The sequence below is a fragment of the Serratia sp. TSA_7 genome (assembly GCF_052692135.1).
The window spans coordinates 582942-605461 of sequence record NZ_JBQZFU010000002.1 but is presented as its reverse complement, the minus strand read 5'-3'; the positions used below and the strand labels follow the sequence as shown (position 1 = coordinate 605461).

Below are 22520 nucleotides of genomic sequence, written 5' to 3'. Positions count from 1 at the left end.
TCACCAGTCCTTCGCTGTGTATCCCCTTCTTACTTGAGGTTGCAGCTGCGTTGACTGTGCAATCTCACCCGAACCACTTACTGAGTCATCGGGATTCACTTGCTTGCCGCCTTGCCGCAACCCCAATTACTTTGGGGAGAGAAAAATCGTCGTACCCGGCGAAAAGCGCAGGTGTGCCTCCATGATACCTGTAAATGGCCGCTACCAATACCGCCCTCAGACATTTCTTTACAGGCAAAATGATTGCTAATCACGTCTGCGCCGCTAAGATAAGCCCAGACTTGGCATTGAGGGCAGCATGGTTAAACAGCAGCGGATTGCGAAATGGTTTTTATGCCTGGCTTGCCTGGTGGTGCTGACCTGCATGACTCAACGCATGGCGGGCTTGCATGCGTTGCAGCAGGCGATGGGCCTGCCCGTTGCCGGCGTCGCAATTTCCGCCCCCGATGACGACGCTGCACTTCAGCCCAAGCCCTGCGAACTGAGCGCCAAGTCCCTGTTGGCCGCGCCGCCGGTGATGTTCGAAACCCTGCTGTTCGGTCTTGGCCTGCTGTTGGTGCTGCTGGCACCCACCGTGGCCGCGCGTTTGCGTATTCCCCCTCCCAGAGTGATTTCTCCCACGACCCTCAGGGTACACCTCCGATTATGCGTATTCCGTGAATGAGTTAATCGCCCGTCCTTTTTGGTGATTGACTCATTTATGGAGAAAAAACATGTTGAATATCATCAGGTCGGCGCTTGCCTGCCTGTTAATGCTGTGGCTGCCCGCCTTGCAGGCGGCAGACAGCGGCTGGCTGCAAAATCCGGCCAACGATCACGCCAAAGTGCGGCTGCGCGCCGACACGTCGCACCCTGGGGAGACCCGGCTGCTGCTGGCAATAGAGTTGCAACAAGGGTGGAAAACCTACTGGCGTTCACCCGGCGAAGGCGGTATTGCACCGGCGATAAGCTGGCAAGGCAACCCGCCGCCGGCCACCTGGTTTTGGCCGACGCCGCAGCGTTTTGACGTAGCCGGCATTTCCACTCAGGGATATCACGATCGGGTTGAACTGCCGATAGCGATAAAGGGAGCCGTACCGCCTCAGCTGGCGGGCACCCTGACGCTGTCTACCTGCAGTAACGTCTGCATCTTGACCGACTATCCGTTCCGTCTCGATCTCGGCGCGCCGCCAGACGCGCAGTTTAACCACGACTTTGCTCAGGCGATGGGGCAGGTGCCGATAGCCGATGGTCTGGTTGACGGCATTAAAGCCGGTTATCAGCGCGGGGAACTGCAGATCAGCGCCGAGCGCACCGCCGGCTGGCAACAGCCCGAGTTGTTCTTCGATACGCTGGAGGATGCCGATCTCGGCAAACCGCAGATCGGCACCGACGGCAGTCGGATGTTGGCGCAGGTACCGGTCAGTGATGGCTGGGGGGATAGCGCACCGGACTTGCGCGGCAAAACCCTGACGTTAGTCATCAGTGACGGCGGCATTGCGCAGCAGGTTCAATTGCCGATTGGCGGGCCGCTGGTTTCTCCGGCTGCGGCGGCTTTCCCGCTGTGGCAGGCGGTGCTGATGGCGCTGGCCGGTGGCCTGATCCTCAACCTGATGCCCTGCGTGCTGCCGGTACTCGGCATCAAACTGGGCTCGATTTTTCAGGTAGAACTGCGGGATCGGCGCAGCATCCGGCTGCAGTTTCTGGCTTCGTCATTGGGCATAGTCGCCTCCTTTATGGCATTGGCATTGCTGATGACGGCGCTGCGGTTGAGCAATCAGGCGCTCGGTTGGGGCATTCAGTTTCAAAACCCGTGGTTTATCGGCTTTATGGTGCTGGTAACGTTGTTGTTCAGCGCCAACCTGTTCGGCCTGTTCCACGTGCAGCTTTCCTCTTCGCTGAATACCAAACTGGCGACCCGTAACGGGCGCGGCCTGAGCGGGCATTTCTGGCAGGGCGCTTTTGCCACCTTGCTGGCGACACCCTGTTCGGCGCCCTTTCTTGGCACCGCCGTGGCGTTTGCCCTGGCCGCGCCGCTGCCGGTGCTGTGGGGCATGTTTGTCGCGTTGGGGATCGGTATGAGCCTGCCGTGGCTGCTGATCGCTGCCTGGCCGGCGCTGGCGCTGCGTTTGCCGCGTCCGGGGCGTTGGATGAACGCGTTACGGTGGGCAATGGGGTTGCTGATGCTGGCCTCTTCGCTGTGGCTGCTGAGCCTGATGGTGAATCATATTGGCGCCACCCCGACGCTGGCCGTGGGCGGCATGGCGCTGCTGGCTTTGCTGTTGGCGGTATGGCGACGGCATGGCGTGCGCCTTGCTGCCGGATGGGTTGCCGCCACGCTGGTGCTGTTCGGCGTGGCGTTGTTGGCCGGTTCGCTCACCGCCGGGTTGTGGCGTCAGCCGTTGCAGGACAAGGTGCGCTGGCAGCCGCTGAGCGAGCAGGCGATCACCCAGGCGTTGGCCGAGCGTAAGCGGGTGTTTATCGACGTCACTGCCGACTGGTGTGTCACCTGTAAAGCCAATAAATTCAACGTACTGTTGCGTGATGATGTGCAAAAAGCGCTGAATGCCGAAGACGTGGTCGCTCTGCGGGGTGACTGGAGCCGTCCTTCTGCCGAAATCAGCGCCTTCCTGCAACGGCGCGGCAGCGTTGCCGTGCCTTTTAACCAGATTTATGGCCCCGGCAGCCCTGACGGTGTGGTGTTGTCCCCGCTGTTAACCCGCGATGCCGTGTTGCAAACCCTGTCCGCCGCCAAAGGAAATTCACAATGAAAAAGTTACTGATGTTATTGATGCTGATTGCCGTTCCCGTCTGGGCCGCCGCCCCCTTTACCCCAGAGCAGGAGTTGCGCATTAAGGAACTGATCCGCGAAACCCTGGTGTCGAACCCGGATATTCTGGCGCAGGCGGTCGATGCCTGGCAGCAGCAGACCGCCGGCCAGCAGATCGATCAGGCAATTAAGCAAAACGCCAAAGCTTTGTATGAAGATCCTGCCAGCCCGCGTCTGGGGGCCGGCAACGCCAGGCTGACGCTGGTGGTGTTCACGGATTATAACTGCCCGTACTGTAAGCGCTTTGATCCGATGCTGGAAAAAATCGTCAAACAAAATCCGGAGGTCGCGCTGGTGGTGAAACTGCTGCCGTTCAAGGGCGAAAGCTCGGTCAGCTCTGCGCGTGTCGCTCTAACTGCCTGGCAGCAACATCCGGACCAGTTTTGGGCGTTGCACCAGCGGCTGATGGCGAAAAAGGGTTTCCACGACAGCGCCAGCATCGCCGCCGCTCAGCAGAAAACCGGGGTGAAAGCGGTGGCGCCGAGTGAGCTGAGCATGACCACGCTGCGCACCAACATGGAACTGGCGGAAAAACTGGGGGTGCAGGGAACGCCTGCGACGCTGATTGGCGACCAGATGCTGCCGGGAGCGGTGTCTTACGAGGAATTGGAGGCGATAGTGAAACAGCAACTGGCGAAGGCCAAAAATGGCTAAGTTGCGGCGCTGGGGGCGCGAACTCTTGATCCTGCTGCTGATTGTGCTGGCGGTGGTGATGGCGATGGACTGGCTGCGCGCACCGCAGGCGCCGGCGGCTTTCGATGCGCAGGCGTTGACCACATTGAGCGGCGAGAGGGTTTCACTCGCGCAGCTCAGCCGGGACAAGCCGCTGCTGGTCTATTTCTGGGCCAGTTGGTGCGGCGTGTGCCGCTTTACCACGCCGTATGTTGCCAGGCTGGAGGAGGAGGGCGGCAATGTGCTGACCGTGGCGCTGCGTTCCGGTGACGATCTGCAGGTCGAACAGTGGCTGGCGCGCAAACGGCTGACGCTGCCGGTGGTTAACGATCCGCGCGGCGAGCTGTCGACGCAGTGGCAGGTTGGCGTCACCCCGACGCTGGTGGTCATTTCCCAGGGCAAGGTGGTACAGAGCACCACCGGCTGGACCAGCTACTGGGGAATGAAACTGCGTCTGTGGTGGGCCGGGCGGTAAGCCCCGGTCTATTTGGCGGCGATGACCTCATTAATCGCCCGGCAGAGTCGGGCGATACCTTCTTCAATCAGCGGCGGCGTATTAGCGGCGAAATTCAATCGCAGGCCATGCGTACCACGTTGTTCCTGAGCATAAAAACACTCTCCGCGCGCAAAGGTGACGCCGTGGCGCCAGGCCACCGGCATCAACGTTTCGTTGTTAACCGCAGCGGGCAGCGTCAGCCAGATAAACAATCCGCCCTCAGGCGTTTCAAAGTGGCAGCCGTGCGGCAGATGCTGCTGCAATGCCGTTACCATGGCGTCGCGGTGCTGGCGGTAGATCCGCCCGGCACGCCGCAGCTGTTTGTCATAGCGGCCAATGGTGACGAAGGCGTCCAGCGCCCGCTGGATCAAGTTGGAGCTGGTAAAGCTGTCGACGTGTTTTAACCGCGCTACCCGCTGATATTGCTCACTGTCTGCGACCAGGTAGCCGATGCGCATACTGGGCAGCAGCATTTTGGAAAAAGTGCTGACATACATCACCGCGCCCGGCGAAGCCTGCGCCCGCAGTGACGGCAGCTGTTTGCCGTTGTAGCGCAGATCGCCGACGAAATCGTCCTCCAGGATCAGCACGCCGGCATGTTGCGCCAGCGTCAGCAGGCGTCGGCGGCGGGCTTCGCTCATGCAACGCCCGGTCGGGTTATGAAAGTTGGGGATGGTATAAATCAGTTTTGGCCGGTGTTTTTCCAGCAGCGCCGGCAGGTGTTCAACCCGCATGCCGTGTCGATCGCTGGGGATGGTGACGATATTGAGCCTGTGCAGGCGCAGTAGCCCCAGCGCTTCGGCGTAGGTGGGTTCTTCGACGATCACGGTATCTCCCGGCTCAAGCAGGCTTTGCACAATCAGGCTGATGGCGTGCTGCGAGCCGTTGGTGATCAGCACCTGTTCCGCTTGGGTGGGGATGCCTTGGGCGGTGAGGATCCGTGCCAGCGTATCGCGCAGCGGGTAATAGCCGCAGTATTCGCCATAGCCGAAAGCTTCTTCGGCATGGCGGCTGAGCACCGACAGCAATATCTTGCGGAATTCTTCCTGGGGAAAAACCTTCGGGCTGCCGACGCCGGCGGCAAAGTTGATGATGTTTTCCGGCAGCGGCGTGTCGGGGTAGCCGTCCAGCCGCGAGGTCAGCGTGGTGAAACGCTCTGCCGGGAACGGCGTATCGGACGTCGGCTGCGGTTGAGCAGGCCGCGCGCTCGGATGCAGGACGTAGGCACCGCTACCGCGCCGCTGGCGCAGAAATCCTTTGGACGCCAGTTCGGCGTAGGCATTGTCGACCGTCAGCCGGCTGACGGCCAGTTCGGCTGCCAATGTGCGGGTGGACGGCAGTTTGTCGCCATCGACAAAGACGCCGCTCAGTATCGCCCGCCGCAGCGCCTCTTCAATTTGCAGATACAGCGGGACATCCTGCTGGCGGTCTAACGGGATATGCATGGAAATTGGCTCGGTCAGGGACGATGATTTTTACTATACCTCATGGCCATAGGGCTTCAAGCGGATAAAAGTGGCCTGCACAACAATGGGAGAAAGTGGCTCTGGCGACAAAATTTCGCCGCGTTAGAATTCCTGCCTGAGTCCGTTATCGCCGTTTTTGAGGGTGTCATGTCGTTACCGTCGGGTATTTCAGCAAGGCCGGTTTTCCCCGGTGCGCGTATTTTGCAGGGCAGCAGTCAGGGGTATGTCATTGCCATCGTCAGCGCCATGCTGCTGGCCTTTACCGCCATTATCATCCGTGTGCTGACGGAGCATTATCACTTGCCCACCTTTGTGCTGGCCTTTTGGCGTGCGGCGTTGGTTGCCCTGGTGTTATTGCCGTTGCTGTTGCTGGTCAAACCCGAATGGGCGCGTTTGCAGCCTGCGCAGGTGCCTTTTTATGCCTGTTATGGCCTGCTGCTGGCGGTGTTCAACAGCCTGTGGACGCTGTCGGTAGCCTTGAATGGCGCGTCGGTGGCGACCATTCTTACTTACTGCTCGGTAGGTTTTACCGTATTTCTTGGCTGGGTGATGTACAGCGAACGGCTGAACCTGCGCCAACTGCTGGTGATTGTGGTCAGCCTGGGCGGCTGTTTCCTGGTCAGTAACGGCGACAGCCTGGGCAACGCCCATTTCAACCTGCTGGGGCTGTTGATTGGCATGTTGTCCGGTATCGGCTATACCCTGTACACACTGGGAGGGCGCGTAGCCACGGAACGGCGCTATCCGGTGTGGAATACCATTTTGTATGTGTTTGGTTTTTCGGCGGTTTACCAATGGCTGTTCAACATCGCGCTGACGCTGTTCCCCCTGCCGGCATTTCAGGGCATGACCGGCTCTTTGTGGTTCCTGTCCCAGGGGGCGCAAGGGATTGAATGGAGCGGCTGGCTGTTGCTGGTGATCCTGGCCGCCGGGCCGACGCTGCTGGGGTTTGGTCTGTACAATATCAGCCTGAAGACGTTGCCGCTGGCGGTTGCAAACCTGATTTTGTCGCTGGAGCTGGTGTTCACGGCGGTCATTGCCTATTTCCTGCTGGGGGAAAACATGAACCGGCTGCAACTGCTGGGCAGCGCGCTGGTGATGGGTGGGGTGTTGATGCTGAAGAAGAAGACGGCTCAGGCCTGATTTGTTACCCTTATGCCTCGCTGGAGAGGCAATCATGACTAACAATCCAAGATTAAAAAAGGCGATCATCGCTTAATCGGGCCGTGTTGAGTGAACGAAAACATGGCCACAGATCTCGTTCCGTGGCTCTTGCAACCAGCAAAAGAGAAAGCGCCATGTCTGAAAAACACTGGTCCAAAACAGAACTGCTGCACCAAACGGTGACCAACCCCAATATTATCGTCAAGGGAACCCACAGCTATTACAGCGACTGCTGGGATAGCGGTTTCGAACGCTCCGTCGTGCGTTATTTACACGGCGACGCGGTCAGCCAACAGTGGCCACCGTTGGGGCCGATAGACAAATTGCTGATCGGCGATTATGTCTGCATAGCCGCCGAGGCGGTGATCCTGATGGGCGGCAATCATACGCACCGTATCGATTGGCTGAGCCTGTACCCGTTTATGGAGAACATCCAGGCCGCTTATCAGCCCAAGGGCGATACCCTACTGGGCGACGGCTGCTGGATAGGTATGCGGGCGATGCTGATGCCGGGCGTCACTATTGGCGAAGGGGCGGTGGTGGCTGCAGGCAGCATAGTGACTGCGGATGTCGAACCTTACGCCATCGTGGGCGGCAACCCGGCGCGGCCGATCAAGCTGCGGTTTACTCCGGAGACGATCGCAGGGTTACTCGCGTTGCGCATTTATGATTTGTCGGCGGAGGATTTTGCCCGTGTGCAACCTTGGCTGGCCGACAATGATATTGCCGCTCTGGAACGGGCGATAAACGACATTAAGCGTTAAAACTGAAAAGGGCGGGGTAATCTCCCCGCCCACTATACTTACTCGGCTTTGGCTGTTTCTTCCACCCTGCGGCGTTTTCGCACTCCGCGCAGCAACAGCGGCAACACCAGCACCGCTACCGCCAATACCAGCAGCGTTTGCGCGATACCGCTGCTCCACAGAATGCCGAAATCCCCGTTGCTGATAGACAGCGCGCGGCGCAGGTTCTGTTCCAGCATTTCACCCAGCACGAAACCCAGGATCAGCGGCGACATCGGGAAGTGCATTTTCCGCAAGATATAACCGAACACCCCCAGCCCGACCATCAGCAGCAGGTCAAAGGTGGTGCTGTGCACCGCATAAACGCCCACCGCAGACACGGCGGCAATCGCCGGTACCAGGAACCACAGCGGGATGGTCAGCATGCGGGTAAACAGGCCGACCAGCGGCAGGTTCATGATCAGCAGGATCACGTTGGCGATCAGCAACGCGGCGATCAGGCCCCAGACAATGTCCGGCTGCTCGGTGAACATCGCCGGGCCTGGCGTGATGTTGTACAGCGTCAGTGCGCCCATCATCACCGCCGTGGTGCCCGAACCCGGTACGCCCAGCGTCAGCATCGGAATGAACGAGCCGCAGGCCGAAGCATTGTTGGCGGCTTCCGGCGCCGCGACGCCGCGAATATCCCCTTTGCCGAAGGTCTCGCTGTTGCCGCTGATTTTCTTTTCGGTCATATAGGTGAGCGCACTGGCGATGGTGGCGCCGGCGCCGGGCAGAATGCCGACGAAGAAGCCGATCACCGAAGAGCGCAGCGTCGGGCCGACGCACTCGGCAGCCTCTTTGCGGTTAAACAACAGGCGACCGGTTTTACGCACCAGCTTTTGTCCGCCGCTGGTGCTTTCCAGCATCAGCAGGATTTCACTGACCGAGAACAACCCGATCACCACCACGATAAACTGCACGCCGTCGGAGAGATGCACGCTGTCGAAGGTGAAGCGGTAAACGCCGGTGTTGGCGTCTACGCCTACCGTCGCCAGCCCCAGGCCAATCAGCGCCGCCAGCAGCGACTTCAGCGGGTTTTGGCTCATCATGCTGCCCAGACAGGCGATGGCGAACACCATCAGGGCAAAGTACTCCGCCGGACCGAACGCCAGTGACCAGCGCGCCAGCAGCGGGGCGAACAGAATAATGCCGCCGATGGCGATCATGGAACCGACGAAAGAGCTGACCGCCGAGATCGACAACGCCACGCCGGCGCGGCCCTGTTGCGCCATCGGGTAGCCGTCCAGCGCGGTCATGATCGCCGCCGCGTCGCCGGGTACGTTAAGCAGGATGGACGAGATGCGGCCGCCGTATTCGCAGCCGATATAGACCGTCGCCAGCAGGATCAGCGCGGACTCGGCCGGCAGCTTGAGAGCAAACGCCAGCGGCAGCAGAATAGCCACGCCGTTGATCGGCCCCAGCCCCGGCAGCAGGCCGACAATGGTGCCGACGAAGCAGCCAATCAGCGCGATAATCAGGTTCTGCGGCACCAGCGCCACCTCGAACCCTTGGGTTAAATACATCCAGGTTTCCATCATCGCCCCCGTTAGCTCAGCCAAACGCCGAGTGGCAGTGTTACATCAAGTAATTGGTCAAAGGCGTAGTACAGCGCAACGCCCATCACCACGCCGGAGACCGCTGCCGCAAGCAGGCTGGCCTGGAACAGCAAGCCAATGCTGAAGGTCAGCAGTGCGGTGGCCAGCGGAAATCCCAGCCATTCGAAGCCCCAGGCGTACAGCACCAGCGTAATCACCAGCACCAGCAGGCGTTGCATTACCTTGTTGTGCGGCCATTCGACGGCCTGCGGTTTGTTCAGCAGCAGCAGTGCCGCGCACAGCGACATCAGGCTGAGGATGGCCAGCGGGAAGGGGCGCGGCCCCAGCGGTTCATAACTGTATTCGCTCTGAATGCCCCAGCCGATAAACAGGCCGCCGATGCACAGCAGTAACCAGAAACCGGCAAAAATGCGATCGCTCATGGTATTTCCCCCGGTTATTTAGCCAGGCCGAAGACTTTGGCCTGCTCGCGGTACTGATTGACCTGGTTTTTCACGTAGGCATCCAGCTCTTTGCCGGCCAGGTTGAATTCAAACAGGCCGCGCAGATCGCGCTGCTTTTTGAATTCGTCGGTTGCCATCATTTTTTTGAAGGTGTCGAGCCACCACTGGTATTCCTCTTCGCTGACCTTCGGGCCAACGTAGAAACCGCGGATGATCGGCCAGATCAGATTGAACCCCTGTTCTTTGGCGGTCGGCACGTCGGCTAACTGGCCCGGCAGACGCTGTTCGGAGTACACCGCCAGCACGCGAATTTTGTCACCTTGCAGGTAGGGCACCATTTCGCTCAAATCGCCGGACACTGCCTGAATATGGTTACCGAGCAGCGCGGTGACCGGCTCGCCACCGCCTTCGAACGCGACGTAGCGCATCTTGTGGGGATCGACCCCGACCTCGCGCGCCAGCAGGGCGGTTTTCATCCAGTCCTGGCTGCCGATCGACGCGCCCGCGCCGAACACCACGCTGTTGGGATCTTTCTGGAAGGCGTTCATCAGCTCTTTGAGGGTTTTGTACGGCGAGTCGGCGCGCACGGCAATCATGCCGTAGTCGGTACCGACGGCGGCCAGCCATTTCACGTCATCGACGTTGTACCGGCCGAACTTCCCTTGCGAAAGGTTGAGCAGGGAGCCGCCGGAGAAGGCCACTACAGTGCCGAATTCCGCAGGGCGTTGGGCGACGATGGCGTTATAAGCCACCGCACCGACGCCGCCGGGCATATAGGTAACGCGCATCGGTTTGTCGATGGCTTGGGTTTCTTGCAGCGACACCTGAATCAGTTTGCAGGTCAGATCAAAACCACCGCCGGGCTTGGCGGGGGCGATGCATTCGGTGCGTTTCGGCGCTTCTATGGCAAAGGCCTGATTGGCCGCCAGCAGCAGGGCAGTTGCAGCCAGAGTACGGGTGATTGTTTTTTTCATTGCTTTCCCCAAGGTATTTTCTGTCGGTGTGAATCCCCGCCGATACGGGTTGCTGAATTGTTAAATCAACAACCTTTCATTTACCTTTCAGTCGCAGGGAAAGTTTACAAGATGTGATACGCGTCTCCTGTCCGGGGCCAACCGCCGGTGCGCTAGCACATACGGCGTGGCAAGAACAGCCCGTAAACCTGGCTTAAAACATGTGTAATGTCAGTTTTGTTGCGTTGCTCTTGGGGTAAAATAATAAAAAATAAAATTATTACGGACGCATTATTATGTTTTTACTCGGGAAATTATTCGGCGGCAGGGACAGCGCCAAGGTGAGCGCTATCAAGATGTTGCCGGCGGCTTATGCTGAAATGATTGGGGAGGCGGGGCATTGTCGGTTAAAACGCCTGCGCCCGGAGATCGGCGTTTTTGAACTGCATTTTTCTACGGCCAACGGCGAAAAACATGCCTGCCAAATGACCGCCTGCATCACCGGCGTGGACATCGTTTTTGCCGCCAATAATCGCTCCGTGCTGGTTTCTCCGCCGTTCAGCCCAGCCAAAGTGCGGCCGGTGCTTGATATCGCCTTGGCCGACAGCGGGCTTCCATGTTGAAATAAACCGGGTGCCGCCAGCACCCGTTGTTCTATATCGTAATTGTGTACCAGCTCCCAAAACGGGCTCTGCGCCACCCTTCTATCACGCCGCCTTCCATGCCATCCTGCTGTTATAAACATGTTAACAAGCGATATGTCGTCTCCTGACGATATGGCGCTGTATTCATCCTGCTTGTACAGATAAATCAATGGAATGGAAAAATGCGGCTGTTATTGGTAGAGGATCATCCCGAGTTATCCCATTGGTTGCAAAAGGCGCTGACCGGCGCCGGTTTTGCCGTGGACATCGCGCCGGACGGGTTGGCGGCCGACCATCTGTTGTTAAACGAACGCTATGCGCTGGTGGTGCTGGACGTAGCGCTGCCGCGCCTGAATGGCCTGGATCTGCTGGCCCGCCTGCGCAAGCGCGGCCAGGACCTGCCGGTGTTGCTGTTGACCGCCAGGACTGACGTTGCCGATCGGGTCAAAGGGCTGAATCTGGGCGCCGATGACTATCTCACCAAACCCTTTGAACTCGATGAGCTGGAAGCGCGCATTCGGGCGCTGCTGCGCCGCAGCGTCGGCGTTACCCAGCAGGCGCTGCAATATGGCGCGCTGACCTATCACGATGAAGGCTATTTTCAACTGGACGATAAACCGCTGTCGCTAACGCCGCGTGAGTTGGCGGTGCTGACCGCCCTGATCCACCGGCGCGGCCGGCCGGTCGCCAAACAGCAGCTGTTTGAACAGGTGTTTACCCTGTCCGACGAGGCCAATCCGGAGAGTATTGAGCTGTACGTGCATCGGCTGCGGAAAAAGCTACAGGGCAGCAACGTGGCGATCGTCACCCTGCGCGGTCTGGGCTACAGCCTGGAGCTCAGCAATGAGGTGGTTTAACGCACCGCGCTCCCTGTTTTATCAACTGCTGCTGTTTTTCGGTTTACCTTTGCTGGTGCTGGGCGGCATCTCCATTTACACCCATTACTTTAGCGCCATGAACGCCGCCACGCTGGCTTACGATCGCACGCTGCTGGCATCGGCGCGCACCGTGGCGGAGCGGCTGGTGGTGCGCAACGGCCGCCTGGAAGTGGATGTGCCTTACGTGGTGCTCGACAGCTTTGAGCGCAACATGAACGATCAGCTCTATTACGAAGTGATCTCTCCGCAGGGAAAAAGCATCTCCGGTTACGACGATCTGCCGCCCATGCCGCCGCATATCCTGCGCTCCAGCCTGTATCCGGCGCTGGTGCATTTCTATGACGCAGAATACAGCGGCCGGCCGATCCGCGTGGCTGCGCTGTACCAGCCGGTCAATGAATCGGGCGTTATGGGCATGGCGACGATCCTGGTGGCGGAAACGCTGGAGTCGCGCCGTTACCTGGCACGGCAGATGATGCTTTCCGCCTTGCTCAGCCAGGGGACCGTGGTGGTGCTGACGATGATTCTGGCCTTCGCCTTGCTCAAGCGAGTGCTAAAGCCGATGCGCAAGCTTTCGGGCATCATGCTGCGGCGCGATCCGGGCGAACTGACGCCGTTACCGATGGTGTTGCCCTGGTCGGAAATGCAGCCTCTGCTGCTGGCGTTCAATCGCTATATCGAACGGCTGCGGGTAATGGTGGCGCGTCAGGAGCGTTTTAGCGCCGACGCCTCTCATCAACTGCGCACGCCGCTGACGGTGCTGAAAACTCAGGTGGGGGTGGCGCTGGCCAGCGATAGGCCGGAGCAGTGGCGGGAAAGCCTGGCGGCGATGAGCGTCACGCTGGATAACACCGTGGCGCTGACCGATCGCCTGCTCTATCTCTCGCGGCTTAAAGCCCATGAGCATCACGCCGATCGCAAGCTGCAACCGGTGAATCTGGCGCAGGTGCTGCGCGATGCCTGTTTTTCGCGCCTGCCGCAGGCGCGCAGCAAGCGTATTGATTTAGGCTATGAAGGGGAGTCGGTATGCTGGGTCGGCGGTGAGACGCTGTTGCTCACCGAGCTGTGCGCCAATCTGCTGGATAACGCGCTGAAATACGTGCCGAATCAGGGCGTGGTCACCGCGCGTCTGACGCTCGATAAACAGGCCGGGGAGTGCGTGCTGGAGATAGAAGATAACGGGCCAGGCATTGCTCAGCAGGATACCGCGCAGGCGCTGCAACCCTTCCACCGGCTGGATAACGTGGGCGATCAGCCCGGTGCCGGGTTGGGGTTGGCGCTGGTCAGCGACATTACCCGCTATCACGGCACCCGCCCGGAGCTGTTGACCTCGGCCGCGCTGGGCGGCTTGCTGGTGCGGGTGCGTTTTCAGCTGTTGCCTTAGGACTTCACTTCGGCCGCTGGTTTTTTTGCCTTGCGCCCTAACGGCGTGCGCAGGCGTTGCGACAAAATTACGCCCAGCAGCGTGACGCCGCCGCCGATCAAATGGTAGCTGTGCAGTTGTTCATGCAGGAACAGCACGGCGATGACGGCGGTAAAGACCGGCGACAGGTTCATAAATATCGACGCGGTATTGGCCCCGAGGCGCATCACGCCCTGGATCCACAAGAAAGGCGCGATGATCGAAGCCGGGATGCCGGCGAACAGCACCAGCGGGATATTCTGGCTGTTCAACCCGACATCCTGCGCCATCAGAAAGTTGGGCAGCAACAGCACGACACCGAACAGGATTTGCACATACAGCGCCTGCCAATTAGGCAGAGCAATCATCCAGCGTTTGGTCAGCACGCCGTACAGCGCATAGGAAGCGGCGGCGGCGAACATCATCAGTTCGCCCTTGCCGATGCCATGTTGCAGCAGCTCGCCTGGATGACCGGCGCTGACCAGCCAGATCAATCCGCCGAAGGACAGCACGCTGCCGATCGCCACGCCGACGGTCGGTGCAATGCGCAGCAGTACGATGCTGATCAGGATGGTCAGCAGCGGGATCAGCGACACAATGATACCCATAAACAGCGCGCTGACGCTGTGCGCCGCATAGTAGGCCAGGCTTTGGTACAGCACCATGCCGAGCAGGCCGAGGATCAGCAATTTCCACCCGTTGGCGCGCACCTCCCGCCAATTGCGGATCACGCCGGGCAACACGAACGGGGTCAGGACGATCAGCGCCAGCAGCCAACGGTAAAACGAGATGGCGGCCGGATCGATTGCGGTGGCGGAGAGTTTGCTGACCACGGCGTTAACCGACCAGATCAGCACCGCCAGCAGCGGGAAGAGCATATTCACGATGATTATTCTCAATAACGACGGACATGCTGGCTAGTCTACTCGTGTCCGGTTTATTATATATAGCGATATCCAGACAATATTTTGTGTCAACAAGACAAATCACGGTGTGCAACCATGTCAGAAATCCGTCACTTTCCTGAAGCCTTGATCCCGGCGCCGCGCCCGGTGCAGTTTCGTTGCGAGGAGTTTAATGCCCGCACGGAATTCCAGCCGCACAGCCACCCTTGGGGGCAACTGATGTGGGTGAAAACCGGGGTGATGGTGATGAAGGTCGGCAATCAACGTTTTTTGGCGCCGCCGGAGTTTGTGCTGTGGGCGCCGGCGGGGATCGAGCACTCCTGCTACAACCAGCGGCAGGCGCAGTGCCGCATGGTGGATATCATGCAGTCGCTGTGCGTCGGGCTGCCGGTCGACCCCTGCCTGGTGAGCGTGACGCCGATTTTCCGCGCCATCGCCGAAGATTTTTACGCACGCAAACAATACATCCCGCACGACAAACAGGATTTGCGTCTGTGCCGGGCGCTGATCGATCAACTGCATCTGTCGCCGGTCCAGCAAACTTATTTGCCGTCGTCCGAAGATAAATTCCTGGCGCCGGTGCTGGAAGCGCTGGAGCATTGCCCGTCGGACAACACCTCGCTCGCCGTCTGGGCCGCCCGGGTCTATACCACCGAACGCACCCTGTCACGCCGTTGCCGGCAAGAGCTGGGCATGTCATTCAGTGAGTGGCGCCAGCGCTTGCGTTTCCTGCATGCCGTTTCGCTGCTTGAACAGGGCAAAACCGTGCAGAACGTCGCGCTGGAGGTGGGATACAGCTCGGCCTCGGCGTTTATCGTCATGTTTCAGCAAATTGCCGGCAGCACGCCCGAACGCTTTCGCCGGGCCTGATTCGGTGGCACACTCTTTCCCAGCCAAAATAAGTCGCAAATCGTCGGAGCAACAAGTGAAAATCCTGGTTGATGAAAATATGCCGTACGCGGCTGAATTGTTCAGTCGTTTGGGGGACGTGCAGGCGGTGCCTGGCCGCCCGATCCCGCGTGATGCGCTGGCGGATGCCGATGCGCTGATGGTGCGTTCGGTGACTAAAGTGAATGAAGATCTGCTGGCCGGTACTCGCATCGGTTTCGTCGGCACCGCCACCGCCGGTACTGACCATGTGGATGATGCCTGGCTGAAACAGCAGGGCATCGGGTTTTCCGCAGCGCCAGGCTGTAACGCCATTGCGGTAGTGGAATATGTGTTCTCTGCGCTGATGCTGCTGGCCGAACGCGACGGTTTTCAGTTGCGCGACAAAACCGTCGGTATTATTGGTGTGGGCAACGTAGGTTCGCGCCTGGATGCCCGCCTTAAAGCCTTGGGCGTCCGTACGCTGCTGTGCGATCCGCCGCGCGCAGAACGTGGTGACGTCGGTGAGTTCTGGCCGCTGGAAAAACTGGTGGCGGAAGCCGATGTGCTGACGTTCCATACGCCGCTGAATAAATCCGGTCCCTATCGCTCGCTGCACTTGGTTGACGCCGAGTTGCTGGCGGCGCTGCCCGACAACCGTATCCTGATCAATGCCTGCCGTGGCGAGGTGGTGGATAACGCCGCGCTGCTGCTGGCGCTGGAGAAAGGCAAAAAGCTGAGCACGGTGCTGGACGTTTGGGAACCGGAACCGGAGCTTTCATTACCGCTGCTGGCGCGGGTGGATATCGGCACTGCGCATATCGCCGGTTACACGCTGGAAGGCAAGGCGCGGGGCACCACTCAGGTGTTCGAGGCCTTCAGCCGCCATGTGGGTCAGCCACAGCAGATTGAGCTGGCCTCGCTGCTGCCGGTGCCGGAATTCAGCCAGATCCAGTTGAACGGGCCGCTGGATGAAGGCAAATTAAAACGATTGATGCACTTGGTGTATGATGTGCGCCGCGATGATGCGCCGCTGCGCAAAGTGGCTGGGCAAGCGGGCGAATTCGATCGCCTGCGCAAGCATTATCAGGAGCGCCGTGAATGGTCCTCATTGCGCGTCCAGTGCAATGACAGCGCCAGTGCGGAACTGCTGCACAAGCTGGGCTTCAGCGTGCTGTAAGGGGTCGGTATCCGGCTCCTTGCCTTAAAGGCATCGCGCCCAATACGTAAGGTTGCCTTAAGCAATCGCCGCTATAATAGGCGGCAAAGGATTATCGGGCGGTGGCAACACTGCCCGTCTGCTTTTTAAATGAATACTCTGGAGAAACCCAATGTCTGACGGCTGGAATATCGCTCTGCTTGGCGCCACTGGCGCGGTAGGTGAAGCGTTGCTGGAATTATTACAGGAACGCCAGTTCCCGGTGGGCGAACTCTATCCTTTGGCCAGTGAACGCGGCGCCGGGGCAACGGTACGCTTCAACGGCAAGTCGGTGCTGGTGCAAAAAGCGGAAGAATTTGACTGGTCACAGGCGCAACTGGCGTTCTTTGTCGCCGGTACCGAGGCGGCGGCCCGCTATGCGGAAGACGCCGGCAACATGGGGTGTCTGGTGATCGACACCAGCGGCCTGTTTGCGCTGGAGCCGGATGTACCGCTGGTGGTGCCTGGCGTTAACCCGCAGGTGCTGGCGGACTACCGCAACCGTAATATTGTCGCCGTGGCCGACAGCATGGTCAGCCAACTGCTGACGGCGATCAAACCTTTGACCGAGCAGGCCGGGCTTTCCCGTCTGCACGTCACCACCCTGATGTCGGTATCGGCACGCGGCAAAGTGGCGGTGGACGATCTGGCCGGCCAGAGCGCACGCTTGCTGAACGGCATTCCGGCCGAGCCGGGCGTTTTCGCCAAGCAACTGGCGTTCAACCTGCTACCGCTGCTGGCCGACGAGCAGGGCAGCGTGCGCGAAGAACGCTTGATTGTCGATCAGGTGCGCAAAGTCCTGCAGGACGAAGGGTTGCCGATTTCCGTGAGCTGCGTACAGTCGCCGGTGTTTTACGGCCACGCGCAAGTGGTTCACCTGGAAGCGCTGCGCCCGATCTCTGCCGAAGAAGCGCGCAGCGAGCTGGAGCAGGTGGATGATATCCAACTGAGCGAAGAAGACGACTACCCGACTCAGGTAACGGAAGCGTCCGGCAGCGATGCGTTGAGCGTCGGCTGCTTGCGCAATGACTACGGCATTCCTGAAATCCTGCAGTTCTGGTCGGTGGCGGACAACGTGCGCTTCGGCGGCGCGCTGATGGCGATCGAAACCGCAGAGCGTCTGGTGCAGGAGCAGATGTACTGATGTCTGAAGTTGTCTTGCCCACCCAACCGAGGTTAAAAATCGCGCTGGGGATTGAATATGACGGCAGCCGTTATTACGGCTGGCAGCGTCAGCAGGAAGTCGCCAGCGTACAGGCCAGTCTGGAACAGGCGTTGAGCAAGGTGGCGAATGCGCCGATTAGCGTATTGTGCGCCGGACGTACCGACGCCGGAGTGCACGCTACCGGCCAGGTGGTGCATTTTGAAACCACCGCGCAGCGCAAGGACGCCGCCTGGACGATGGGGGTAAATACCCATCTGCCGCCGGATATTGCCGTGCGTTGGGTGACCGGTGTGGCCGAAGATTTCCATGCGCGTTTCAGCGCCACCGCGCGTCGTTACCGCTACATTATTTATAACCACCGCTACCGCCCGGCGGTGTTGCAGCAGGGGGTGACCCATTTTTATCACCCGCTGGATGCCGAACGGATGGAAAGGGCGGCGCAGGCGCTGCTGGGCGAGAACGATTTTACGTCGTTCCGCGCCGTGCAATGTCAGTCGCGCACGCCATGGCGTAACGTAAAACACGTTAAGGTTACGCGCTACGGCGAGTATATCGTGGTAGATATTAAGGCGAATGCCTTTGTGCACCATATGGTACGCAACATTGTCGGCAGCCTGATGGAAATCGGCTGCGGCAATCAGAGTGAGAACTGGATGGCCGAACTGCTGGCGCTGAAGGATCGGAATCTGGCTGCGGCGACGGCGCGTGCCGAAGGGTTGTATCTGGTGTCCGTCGATTATCCTGAGCATTTTGGTTTGCCCCGGCCGCCAATGGGGCCGCTGTTTTTACCCGACGATTAGTTTTAGCTGACAATTAGACGCCGGCGCGCCCGACGCGTTGCTCCCTTGTACATCTGCCGGGTGGGTGAGACACCCGGTAAAAAGAGAGAATCTATGGACATCATCAAGTTTGTGATTGATTTTATTTTGCATATTGACGTGCATTTGGCCGAACTGGTCGCGCAATACGGCATGTGGGTCTATGCCATTTTGTTCCTGATCCTGTTTTGCGAAACCGGCCTGGTGGTTACGCCTTTCCTGCCGGGAGATTCTCTGCTGTTTGTCGCCGGCGCGCTGGCGGCGCTGCCGACTAACGATCTGAATGTGCATACCATGGTTGCGTTGATGGTCGGGGCTGCGATCCTCGGTGACGCGGTGAACTATACTATTGGCCGGCTGTTCGGCGATAAGCTGTTCAGTAACCCGGATTCGAAAATTTTCCGCCGCAGCTATCTGGATAAAACCCATCAGTTTTATGAAAAACACGGCGGGAAAACGATTATTTTGGCGCGATTTGTGCCGATCGTGCGTACATTTGCGCCGTTCGTCGCCGGTATGGGGAAAATGTCCTACCGTCATTTCGCTGCCTACAACGTGATTGGCGCGCTGGTTTGGGTGCTGCTCTTCACTTATGCTGGCTACCTTTTCGGTGATTTGCCGATCGTGCAGGAAAACCTGAAACTGTTGATCCTGGCGATCATCCTGGTTTCAATTTTGCCGGGCATCATTGAAATCTGGCGCCATAAGCGCGCGGCTGCCCGCCAGCAAAAACAGTAAAAACATCGCTTAACCTGTCGGTTCGACCAGTTTTTTATCCACAGTGTCGGGCCGATATGGTTTAATGAGCGACATTTATGGTCTGTTCCTGCGAGCAAACCCTGAAGCCAGTGCCTCGGTCACGCGTTTGTCGCGTTTCACTCGGGCACTTTTTCATTGGGTCTGTCTGCGGGGGGATTGTTAAAGCATGAACAGCGGACTGGCATGTGCCAGGTTCAAACAGAAAGGTCATCGATGAGCTGGATTGAACGAATTCTTAACAAGAGCAATATTACACAAACCCGTAAGGCGAGCATTCCTGAAGGGGTCTGGACCAAATGTGACAGCTGCGGTCAGGTTCTCTATCGCGCCGAGCTGGAACGTAATCTGGAAGTGTGTCCTAAGTGCGACCACCACATGCGCATGACTGCGCGCATGCGCCTGCATACCCTGCTGGACGAGGGCAGTGAGGTAGAACTGGGCAGCGAACTGGAGCCGAAAGATGTTCTGAAGTTCAAGGATTCCAAAAAGTATAAAGATCGTCTGGTTGCCGCACAGAAAGCGACCGGCGAGAAAGATGCGCTGGTCGTGATGAAAGGCACGCTGTACGGCATGCCGATTGTCGCCGCTTCTTTCGAATTTGCTTTTATCGGCGGTTCCATGTCTTCCGTGGTCGGTGCACGTTTCGTGCGCGCGGTTGAACAGGCGCTGGAAGACAACTGCCCGCTGGTGTGTTTCTCAGCCAGTGGCGGTGCGCGTATGCAGGAAGCGCTGATGTCGCTGATGCAAATGGCGAAGACCAGCGCAGCGCTGGCGAAACTGCAGGAACGTGGTCTGCCGTACATTTCGGTACTGACCGACCCGACCATGGGTGGTGTTTCCGCCAGTCTGGCGATGCTGGGTGATATCAACATCGCCGAGCCGAAAGCGCTGATCGGCTTTGCCGGCCCGCGCGTTATCGAGCAGACCGTGCGTGAAAAACTGCCGCCGGGCTTCCAGCGCAGTGAGTTCCTGATTGAAAAAGGCGCCATCGACATGATCGTGCGCCGTCCGGAAATGCGCCGCACTCTGGCGAGTATCCTTTCCAAGCTGACCAACCAGCCGCAGCCGCATTTCGATGAGGCGGAGCCGGTAGTCGCACAGGAAAATCAGGCCGACGCCTGAGGCCGATAAATCACCCGCGCAGGTGCAAGCCCGCGCGGGGTTCAGCCGTCGTTTTGTGGCTAAAGGCCGGCTGATATGCCCTATGAATTTCACGTTGCGGTCAACTCGCTGCAGCTTGAAAGGTGACGGGTGTTACGGAGAGCATCGCCTTTACCGCGGTGAGGGGGGTGCCCTGATGGATCAATGAACCCAATCAGTGATGGGACTCATGCAAAACCACCAAATTCCCCAAGCCACGTCGCCATTGAGCTCGTGGCTTTATTATCTTGAACGTCTGCACAGCCAGGCGATCGAACTTGGCCTGGAACGCGTACAGCGCGTTGCGGCGCATCTTGATTTACTCACTCCCGCACCGACGGTGTTCACCGTTGCCGGCACCAACGGCAAAGGCACGACTTGCCGGACTCTGGAAGCCATTTTGATGGCGGCCGGTCTGCGCGTTGGCGTTTACAGTTCGCCGCATCTGGTGCGCTATACCGAACGGGTGCGCATTCAGGGCGACGAGCTGAGCGAAACGGAGCACTGCCGTTCGTTCGCCGCCATTGAGGCGGGCCGGGGTGAAACCTCACTGACCTATTTCGAATTTGGCACCCTGTCGGCGCTGCAACTGTTCAAACAGGCTAAGCTTGACGTGGTGATCCTGGAAGTTGGCCTTGGCGGCCGCCTGGATGCGACCAACATCGTCGATCCGAGCGTGGCTGTGGTCACCAGCATCGCGCTGGATCATACCGACTGGCTGGGCAACGATCGCGAAAGCATCGGCCGCGAGAAGGCCGGAATTTTCCGCGGCGGCAAGCCGGCGGTGGTGGGCGAGCCGGATATGCCTGAAACCATCCGCGAGGTGGCGGAAACGCTGGGCGCGACGCTGTATCGCCGTGGTGAAGCCTGGGCTTACAGCGAACAGGGCGAACGCTGGCAGTGGGAAGGCGGCGGAACGCGGCTGACCGACCTGCCGATGCCCAACGTCCCGCTAGCCAATGCCGCGACCGCGTTGGCGGCGCTGCACTATTCCGAGTTGGAAATCGATGAGCGTGCGATCTTCACCGGCCTGCAGCAGGCGACGCTGCCTGGGCGCTTCCAGATTGTGCGACAGGATCCGATGCTGATCCTGGACGTGGCGCATAACCCGCACGCCGCAGGCTATCTGGCCGGGCGTTTGGCCAAGTTGCCGCGCAATGGCGGCAAGGTGCGTGCCGTGGTGGGCATGCTGTCGGATAAAGACATCGCCGGCACGCTGGCTTGCCTGAGCGAACAGGTGGATGAATGGTATTGCGCGCCGCTGGAAGGGCCGCGTGGAGCCAGCGTGGAATCGCTGGCGCAACATTTGACGGAACCGCGGCAGTTTGCCGATGTCGAAACTGCCTGGCGTCAGGCTATGCAGGACGCTGATATTCAGGATATTGTGATCGTCTGTGGATCGTTCCACACCGTTGCGCACGTGATGGCGGCGTTAGACGAGATGCGGGGAGTGTGAGTGGCAAGCAAATTTCAAAACCGATTGGTAGGAACCGTCATTCTGGTCGCGCTGGGGGTCATCATCCTGCCAGGGCTGCTGGATGGAAAAAAGAAACATTACGAGGATGAGTTCGCGGCCATTCCCCTGGTGCCGAAACCGGGTGACGTGGAAGAAAACGACGTGGTGCCGCCGGTAACCCAGTCTTTGCCGGCGCAGCCGCCGGAAGGAGCGGGCGCACTGGTCGAGCAGCAGGCGGCGAACGAAGCGGCCTCGCAGCAGGCCGCACGCCAGACGGCGCAACAGCCGGTTCAGGTCGCGCCGCCGGTCGAAACTCGCCCGGTGCAACAGCCGAAACCGAAGCCGGTCGAAACCAAACCGGTAGAAGTGAAGCCAAAACCGGTTGAAACCAAGCCGGTGGAAGTGAAGCCAAAACCGGTTGAAACCAAGCCGGTGGAAGTGAAGCCAAAGCCGGTGCAGCAGCCGAAACCGGTTGTTCAGCCGAAGCCTGAGGTTGTTCCGGAGGTTAAAGCTGAGCCCAAAGTTGAGCCGAAGCCAGAACCTAAACCAGAACCTAAGCCAGAACCGAAACCGGCCGCAGAAGAGAAAGCGCCGGCAGGGCAGGCTTATGTGGTGCAACTGGGGGCGCTGAAAAACGCCGCCAAGGTGAATGAGGTCGTGGCGTCGCTCAGGCTGTCCGGCTATCGCGCCTTCACCGTGCCGTCAACGCCGGTGCAGGGGCAGATCACCCGGATCTACGTTGGCCCGGACGCTTCAAAACAGAAGCTGCAGTCTTCGCTGTCTGCGCTGAACTCCATCAGCGGTTTGAGCGGCCAGGTGAAGCCCTACGGCGCACGTTGACAGGATTGGGGCACAGCATGCTGTGCCCCTGAATCGATGAGTGCTGGTGTAATCACTATTAAAAATGTGCCTTTCACAGGCAAAACGGCCTATGTAGGCGCGGC

22 protein-coding genes are annotated in these 22520 nt (G+C 59.3%); 17 read left to right on the top strand and 5 right to left on the bottom strand.

The window, feature by feature from the left end; translation table 11 throughout:
- Positions 1-298: 298 nt before the first annotated feature.
- From ACUTQW_RS11695 to ACUTQW_RS11680, 4 genes are read left to right on the top strand one after another with little or no spacing between them, the layout of a single operon-like run.
- Complete coding sequence (locus ACUTQW_RS11695; RefSeq protein ID WP_006326933.1) at positions 299-664, top strand: hypothetical protein; 366 nt, start codon at positions 299-301, stop codon at positions 662-664.
- Positions 665-713: 49 nt separating this feature from the next.
- On the top strand, positions 714-2750 hold the full coding sequence (locus ACUTQW_RS11690) for a protein-disulfide reductase DsbD family protein (protein WP_006326931.1): 2037 nt from the start codon (positions 714-716) through the stop codon (positions 2748-2750).
- Complete coding sequence (locus tag ACUTQW_RS11685) at positions 2747-3463, top strand: DsbA family protein (protein ID WP_006326930.1); 717 nt, start codon at positions 2747-2749, stop codon at positions 3461-3463. Before ACUTQW_RS11690 ends, ACUTQW_RS11685 begins: the two co-directional genes overlap by 4 nt.
- Positions 3456-3956 (top strand): protein disulfide oxidoreductase, encoded by a 501-nt coding sequence (locus ACUTQW_RS11680; protein ID WP_020439502.1) that lies wholly within the window; start codon positions 3456-3458, stop codon positions 3954-3956. The genes ACUTQW_RS11685 and ACUTQW_RS11680 overlap by 8 nt, the downstream gene beginning before the upstream one ends.
- An 8-nt stretch (positions 3957-3964) precedes the next feature.
- Here the strand turns inward: ACUTQW_RS11680 and pdxR are convergent, their stop codons facing one another.
- Complete coding sequence (pdxR, locus tag ACUTQW_RS11675; protein ID WP_235195913.1) at positions 3965-5422, bottom strand: MocR-like pyridoxine biosynthesis transcription factor PdxR; 1458 nt, start codon at positions 5420-5422, stop codon at positions 3965-3967.
- Between the two features lie 168 nt (positions 5423-5590).
- Between pdxR and ACUTQW_RS11670 the strand changes: the two genes are divergently transcribed.
- Positions 5591-6586 carry a DMT family transporter gene (locus ACUTQW_RS11670; RefSeq protein ID WP_004947391.1) on the top strand — a complete coding sequence of 332 codons (996 nt, stop codon included), beginning with the start codon at positions 5591-5593 and terminating at the stop codon, positions 6584-6586.
- 155 nt (positions 6587-6741) lie between these two features.
- Positions 6742-7371: a CatB-related O-acetyltransferase gene (locus ACUTQW_RS11665; RefSeq protein WP_006326921.1), complete on the top strand. Its 630-nt coding sequence runs from the start codon at positions 6742-6744 to the stop codon at positions 7369-7371.
- A 38-nt stretch (positions 7372-7409) separates the two neighbouring features.
- Here the strand turns inward: ACUTQW_RS11665 and ACUTQW_RS11660 are convergent, their stop codons facing one another.
- The 3 genes from ACUTQW_RS11660 to ACUTQW_RS11650 are packed head-to-tail and all read right to left on the bottom strand — an operon-like array spanning position 7410 to position 10365.
- A complete protein-coding gene (locus ACUTQW_RS11660) occupies positions 7410-8927 on the bottom strand; it encodes a tripartite tricarboxylate transporter permease (RefSeq protein WP_004947387.1) in 1518 nt (505 codons plus the stop codon).
- A gap of 11 nt (positions 8928-8938) precedes the next feature.
- Entirely contained in the window at positions 8939-9370 is a 432-nt protein-coding gene (locus ACUTQW_RS11655) for a tripartite tricarboxylate transporter TctB family protein (protein ID WP_004947383.1), read from the bottom strand.
- 14 nt (positions 9371-9384) lie between these two features.
- Positions 9385-10365: a Bug family tripartite tricarboxylate transporter substrate binding protein gene (locus tag ACUTQW_RS11650; RefSeq protein WP_004947380.1), complete on the bottom strand. Its 981-nt coding sequence runs from the start codon at positions 10363-10365 to the stop codon at positions 9385-9387.
- Between the two features lie 275 nt (positions 10366-10640).
- Here ACUTQW_RS11650 and ACUTQW_RS11645 point away from each other — a divergent pair, with 275 nt between their 5' ends.
- The 3 genes from ACUTQW_RS11645 (at position 10641) to ACUTQW_RS11635 (ending at position 13250) form a co-directional block, all read left to right on the top strand.
- The gene (locus ACUTQW_RS11645; RefSeq protein WP_006326916.1) at positions 10641-10967 is read left to right on the top strand and encodes a hypothetical protein; all 327 of its coding nucleotides are present in this window, start codon (positions 10641-10643) and stop codon (positions 10965-10967) included.
- A 203-nt stretch (positions 10968-11170) separates the two neighbouring features.
- Positions 11171-11845 carry a transcriptional regulator TctD gene (gene tctD, locus ACUTQW_RS11640; RefSeq protein WP_004947373.1) on the top strand — a complete coding sequence of 225 codons (675 nt, stop codon included), beginning with the start codon at positions 11171-11173 and terminating at the stop codon, positions 11843-11845.
- Positions 11832-13250, top strand: coding sequence for a sensor histidine kinase (locus ACUTQW_RS11635; RefSeq protein ID WP_064799061.1), 1419 nt, complete (start codon positions 11832-11834; stop codon positions 13248-13250). The genes tctD and ACUTQW_RS11635 overlap by 14 nt, the downstream gene beginning before the upstream one ends.
- Here the strand turns inward: ACUTQW_RS11635 and ACUTQW_RS11630 are convergent.
- The gene (locus ACUTQW_RS11630; protein ID WP_004947367.1) at positions 13247-14146 is read right to left on the bottom strand and encodes a DMT family transporter; all 900 of its coding nucleotides are present in this window, start codon (positions 14144-14146) and stop codon (positions 13247-13249) included. The genes ACUTQW_RS11635 and ACUTQW_RS11630 overlap by 4 nt on opposite strands.
- A gap of 123 nt (positions 14147-14269) precedes the next feature.
- On the opposite strand from ACUTQW_RS11630, the gene ACUTQW_RS11625 reads away from it, so the two are divergent.
- The 8 genes from ACUTQW_RS11625 to dedD all read left to right on the top strand — a co-directional run bounded on the left by ACUTQW_RS11625 (position 14270) and on the right by dedD (position 22416).
- Entirely contained in the window at positions 14270-15043 is a 774-nt protein-coding gene (locus ACUTQW_RS11625; protein WP_006326908.1) for an AraC family transcriptional regulator, read from the top strand.
- Between the two features lie 55 nt (positions 15044-15098).
- Positions 15099-16220 carry a 4-phosphoerythronate dehydrogenase PdxB gene (gene pdxB, locus ACUTQW_RS11620; RefSeq protein WP_062868112.1) on the top strand — a complete coding sequence of 374 codons (1122 nt, stop codon included), beginning with the start codon at positions 15099-15101 and terminating at the stop codon, positions 16218-16220.
- Between the two features lie 151 nt (positions 16221-16371).
- Complete coding sequence (locus ACUTQW_RS11615; protein ID WP_004947358.1) at positions 16372-17382, top strand: aspartate-semialdehyde dehydrogenase; 1011 nt, start codon at positions 16372-16374, stop codon at positions 17380-17382.
- On the top strand, positions 17382-18203 hold the full coding sequence (truA, locus tag ACUTQW_RS11610; protein ID WP_004947355.1) for a tRNA pseudouridine(38-40) synthase TruA: 822 nt from the start codon (positions 17382-17384) through the stop codon (positions 18201-18203). The genes ACUTQW_RS11615 and truA overlap by 1 nt, the downstream gene beginning before the upstream one ends.
- A 93-nt stretch (positions 18204-18296) precedes the next feature.
- Positions 18297-18959 carry a DedA family protein gene (locus tag ACUTQW_RS11605; RefSeq protein ID WP_006326905.1) on the top strand — a complete coding sequence of 221 codons (663 nt, stop codon included), beginning with the start codon at positions 18297-18299 and terminating at the stop codon, positions 18957-18959.
- A 234-nt stretch (positions 18960-19193) separates the two neighbouring features.
- Positions 19194-20102, top strand: coding sequence for an acetyl-CoA carboxylase, carboxyltransferase subunit beta (gene accD, locus ACUTQW_RS11600; protein WP_004947349.1), 909 nt, complete (start codon positions 19194-19196; stop codon positions 20100-20102).
- Between the two features lie 208 nt (positions 20103-20310).
- A complete protein-coding gene (gene folC / locus ACUTQW_RS11595) occupies positions 20311-21576 on the top strand; it encodes a bifunctional tetrahydrofolate synthase/dihydrofolate synthase (RefSeq protein WP_020439499.1) in 1266 nt (421 codons plus the stop codon).
- A complete protein-coding gene (dedD, locus tag ACUTQW_RS11590) occupies positions 21577-22416 on the top strand; it encodes a cell division protein DedD (protein ID WP_235195912.1) in 840 nt (279 codons plus the stop codon).
- Positions 22417-22520: the final 104 nt, after the last annotated feature.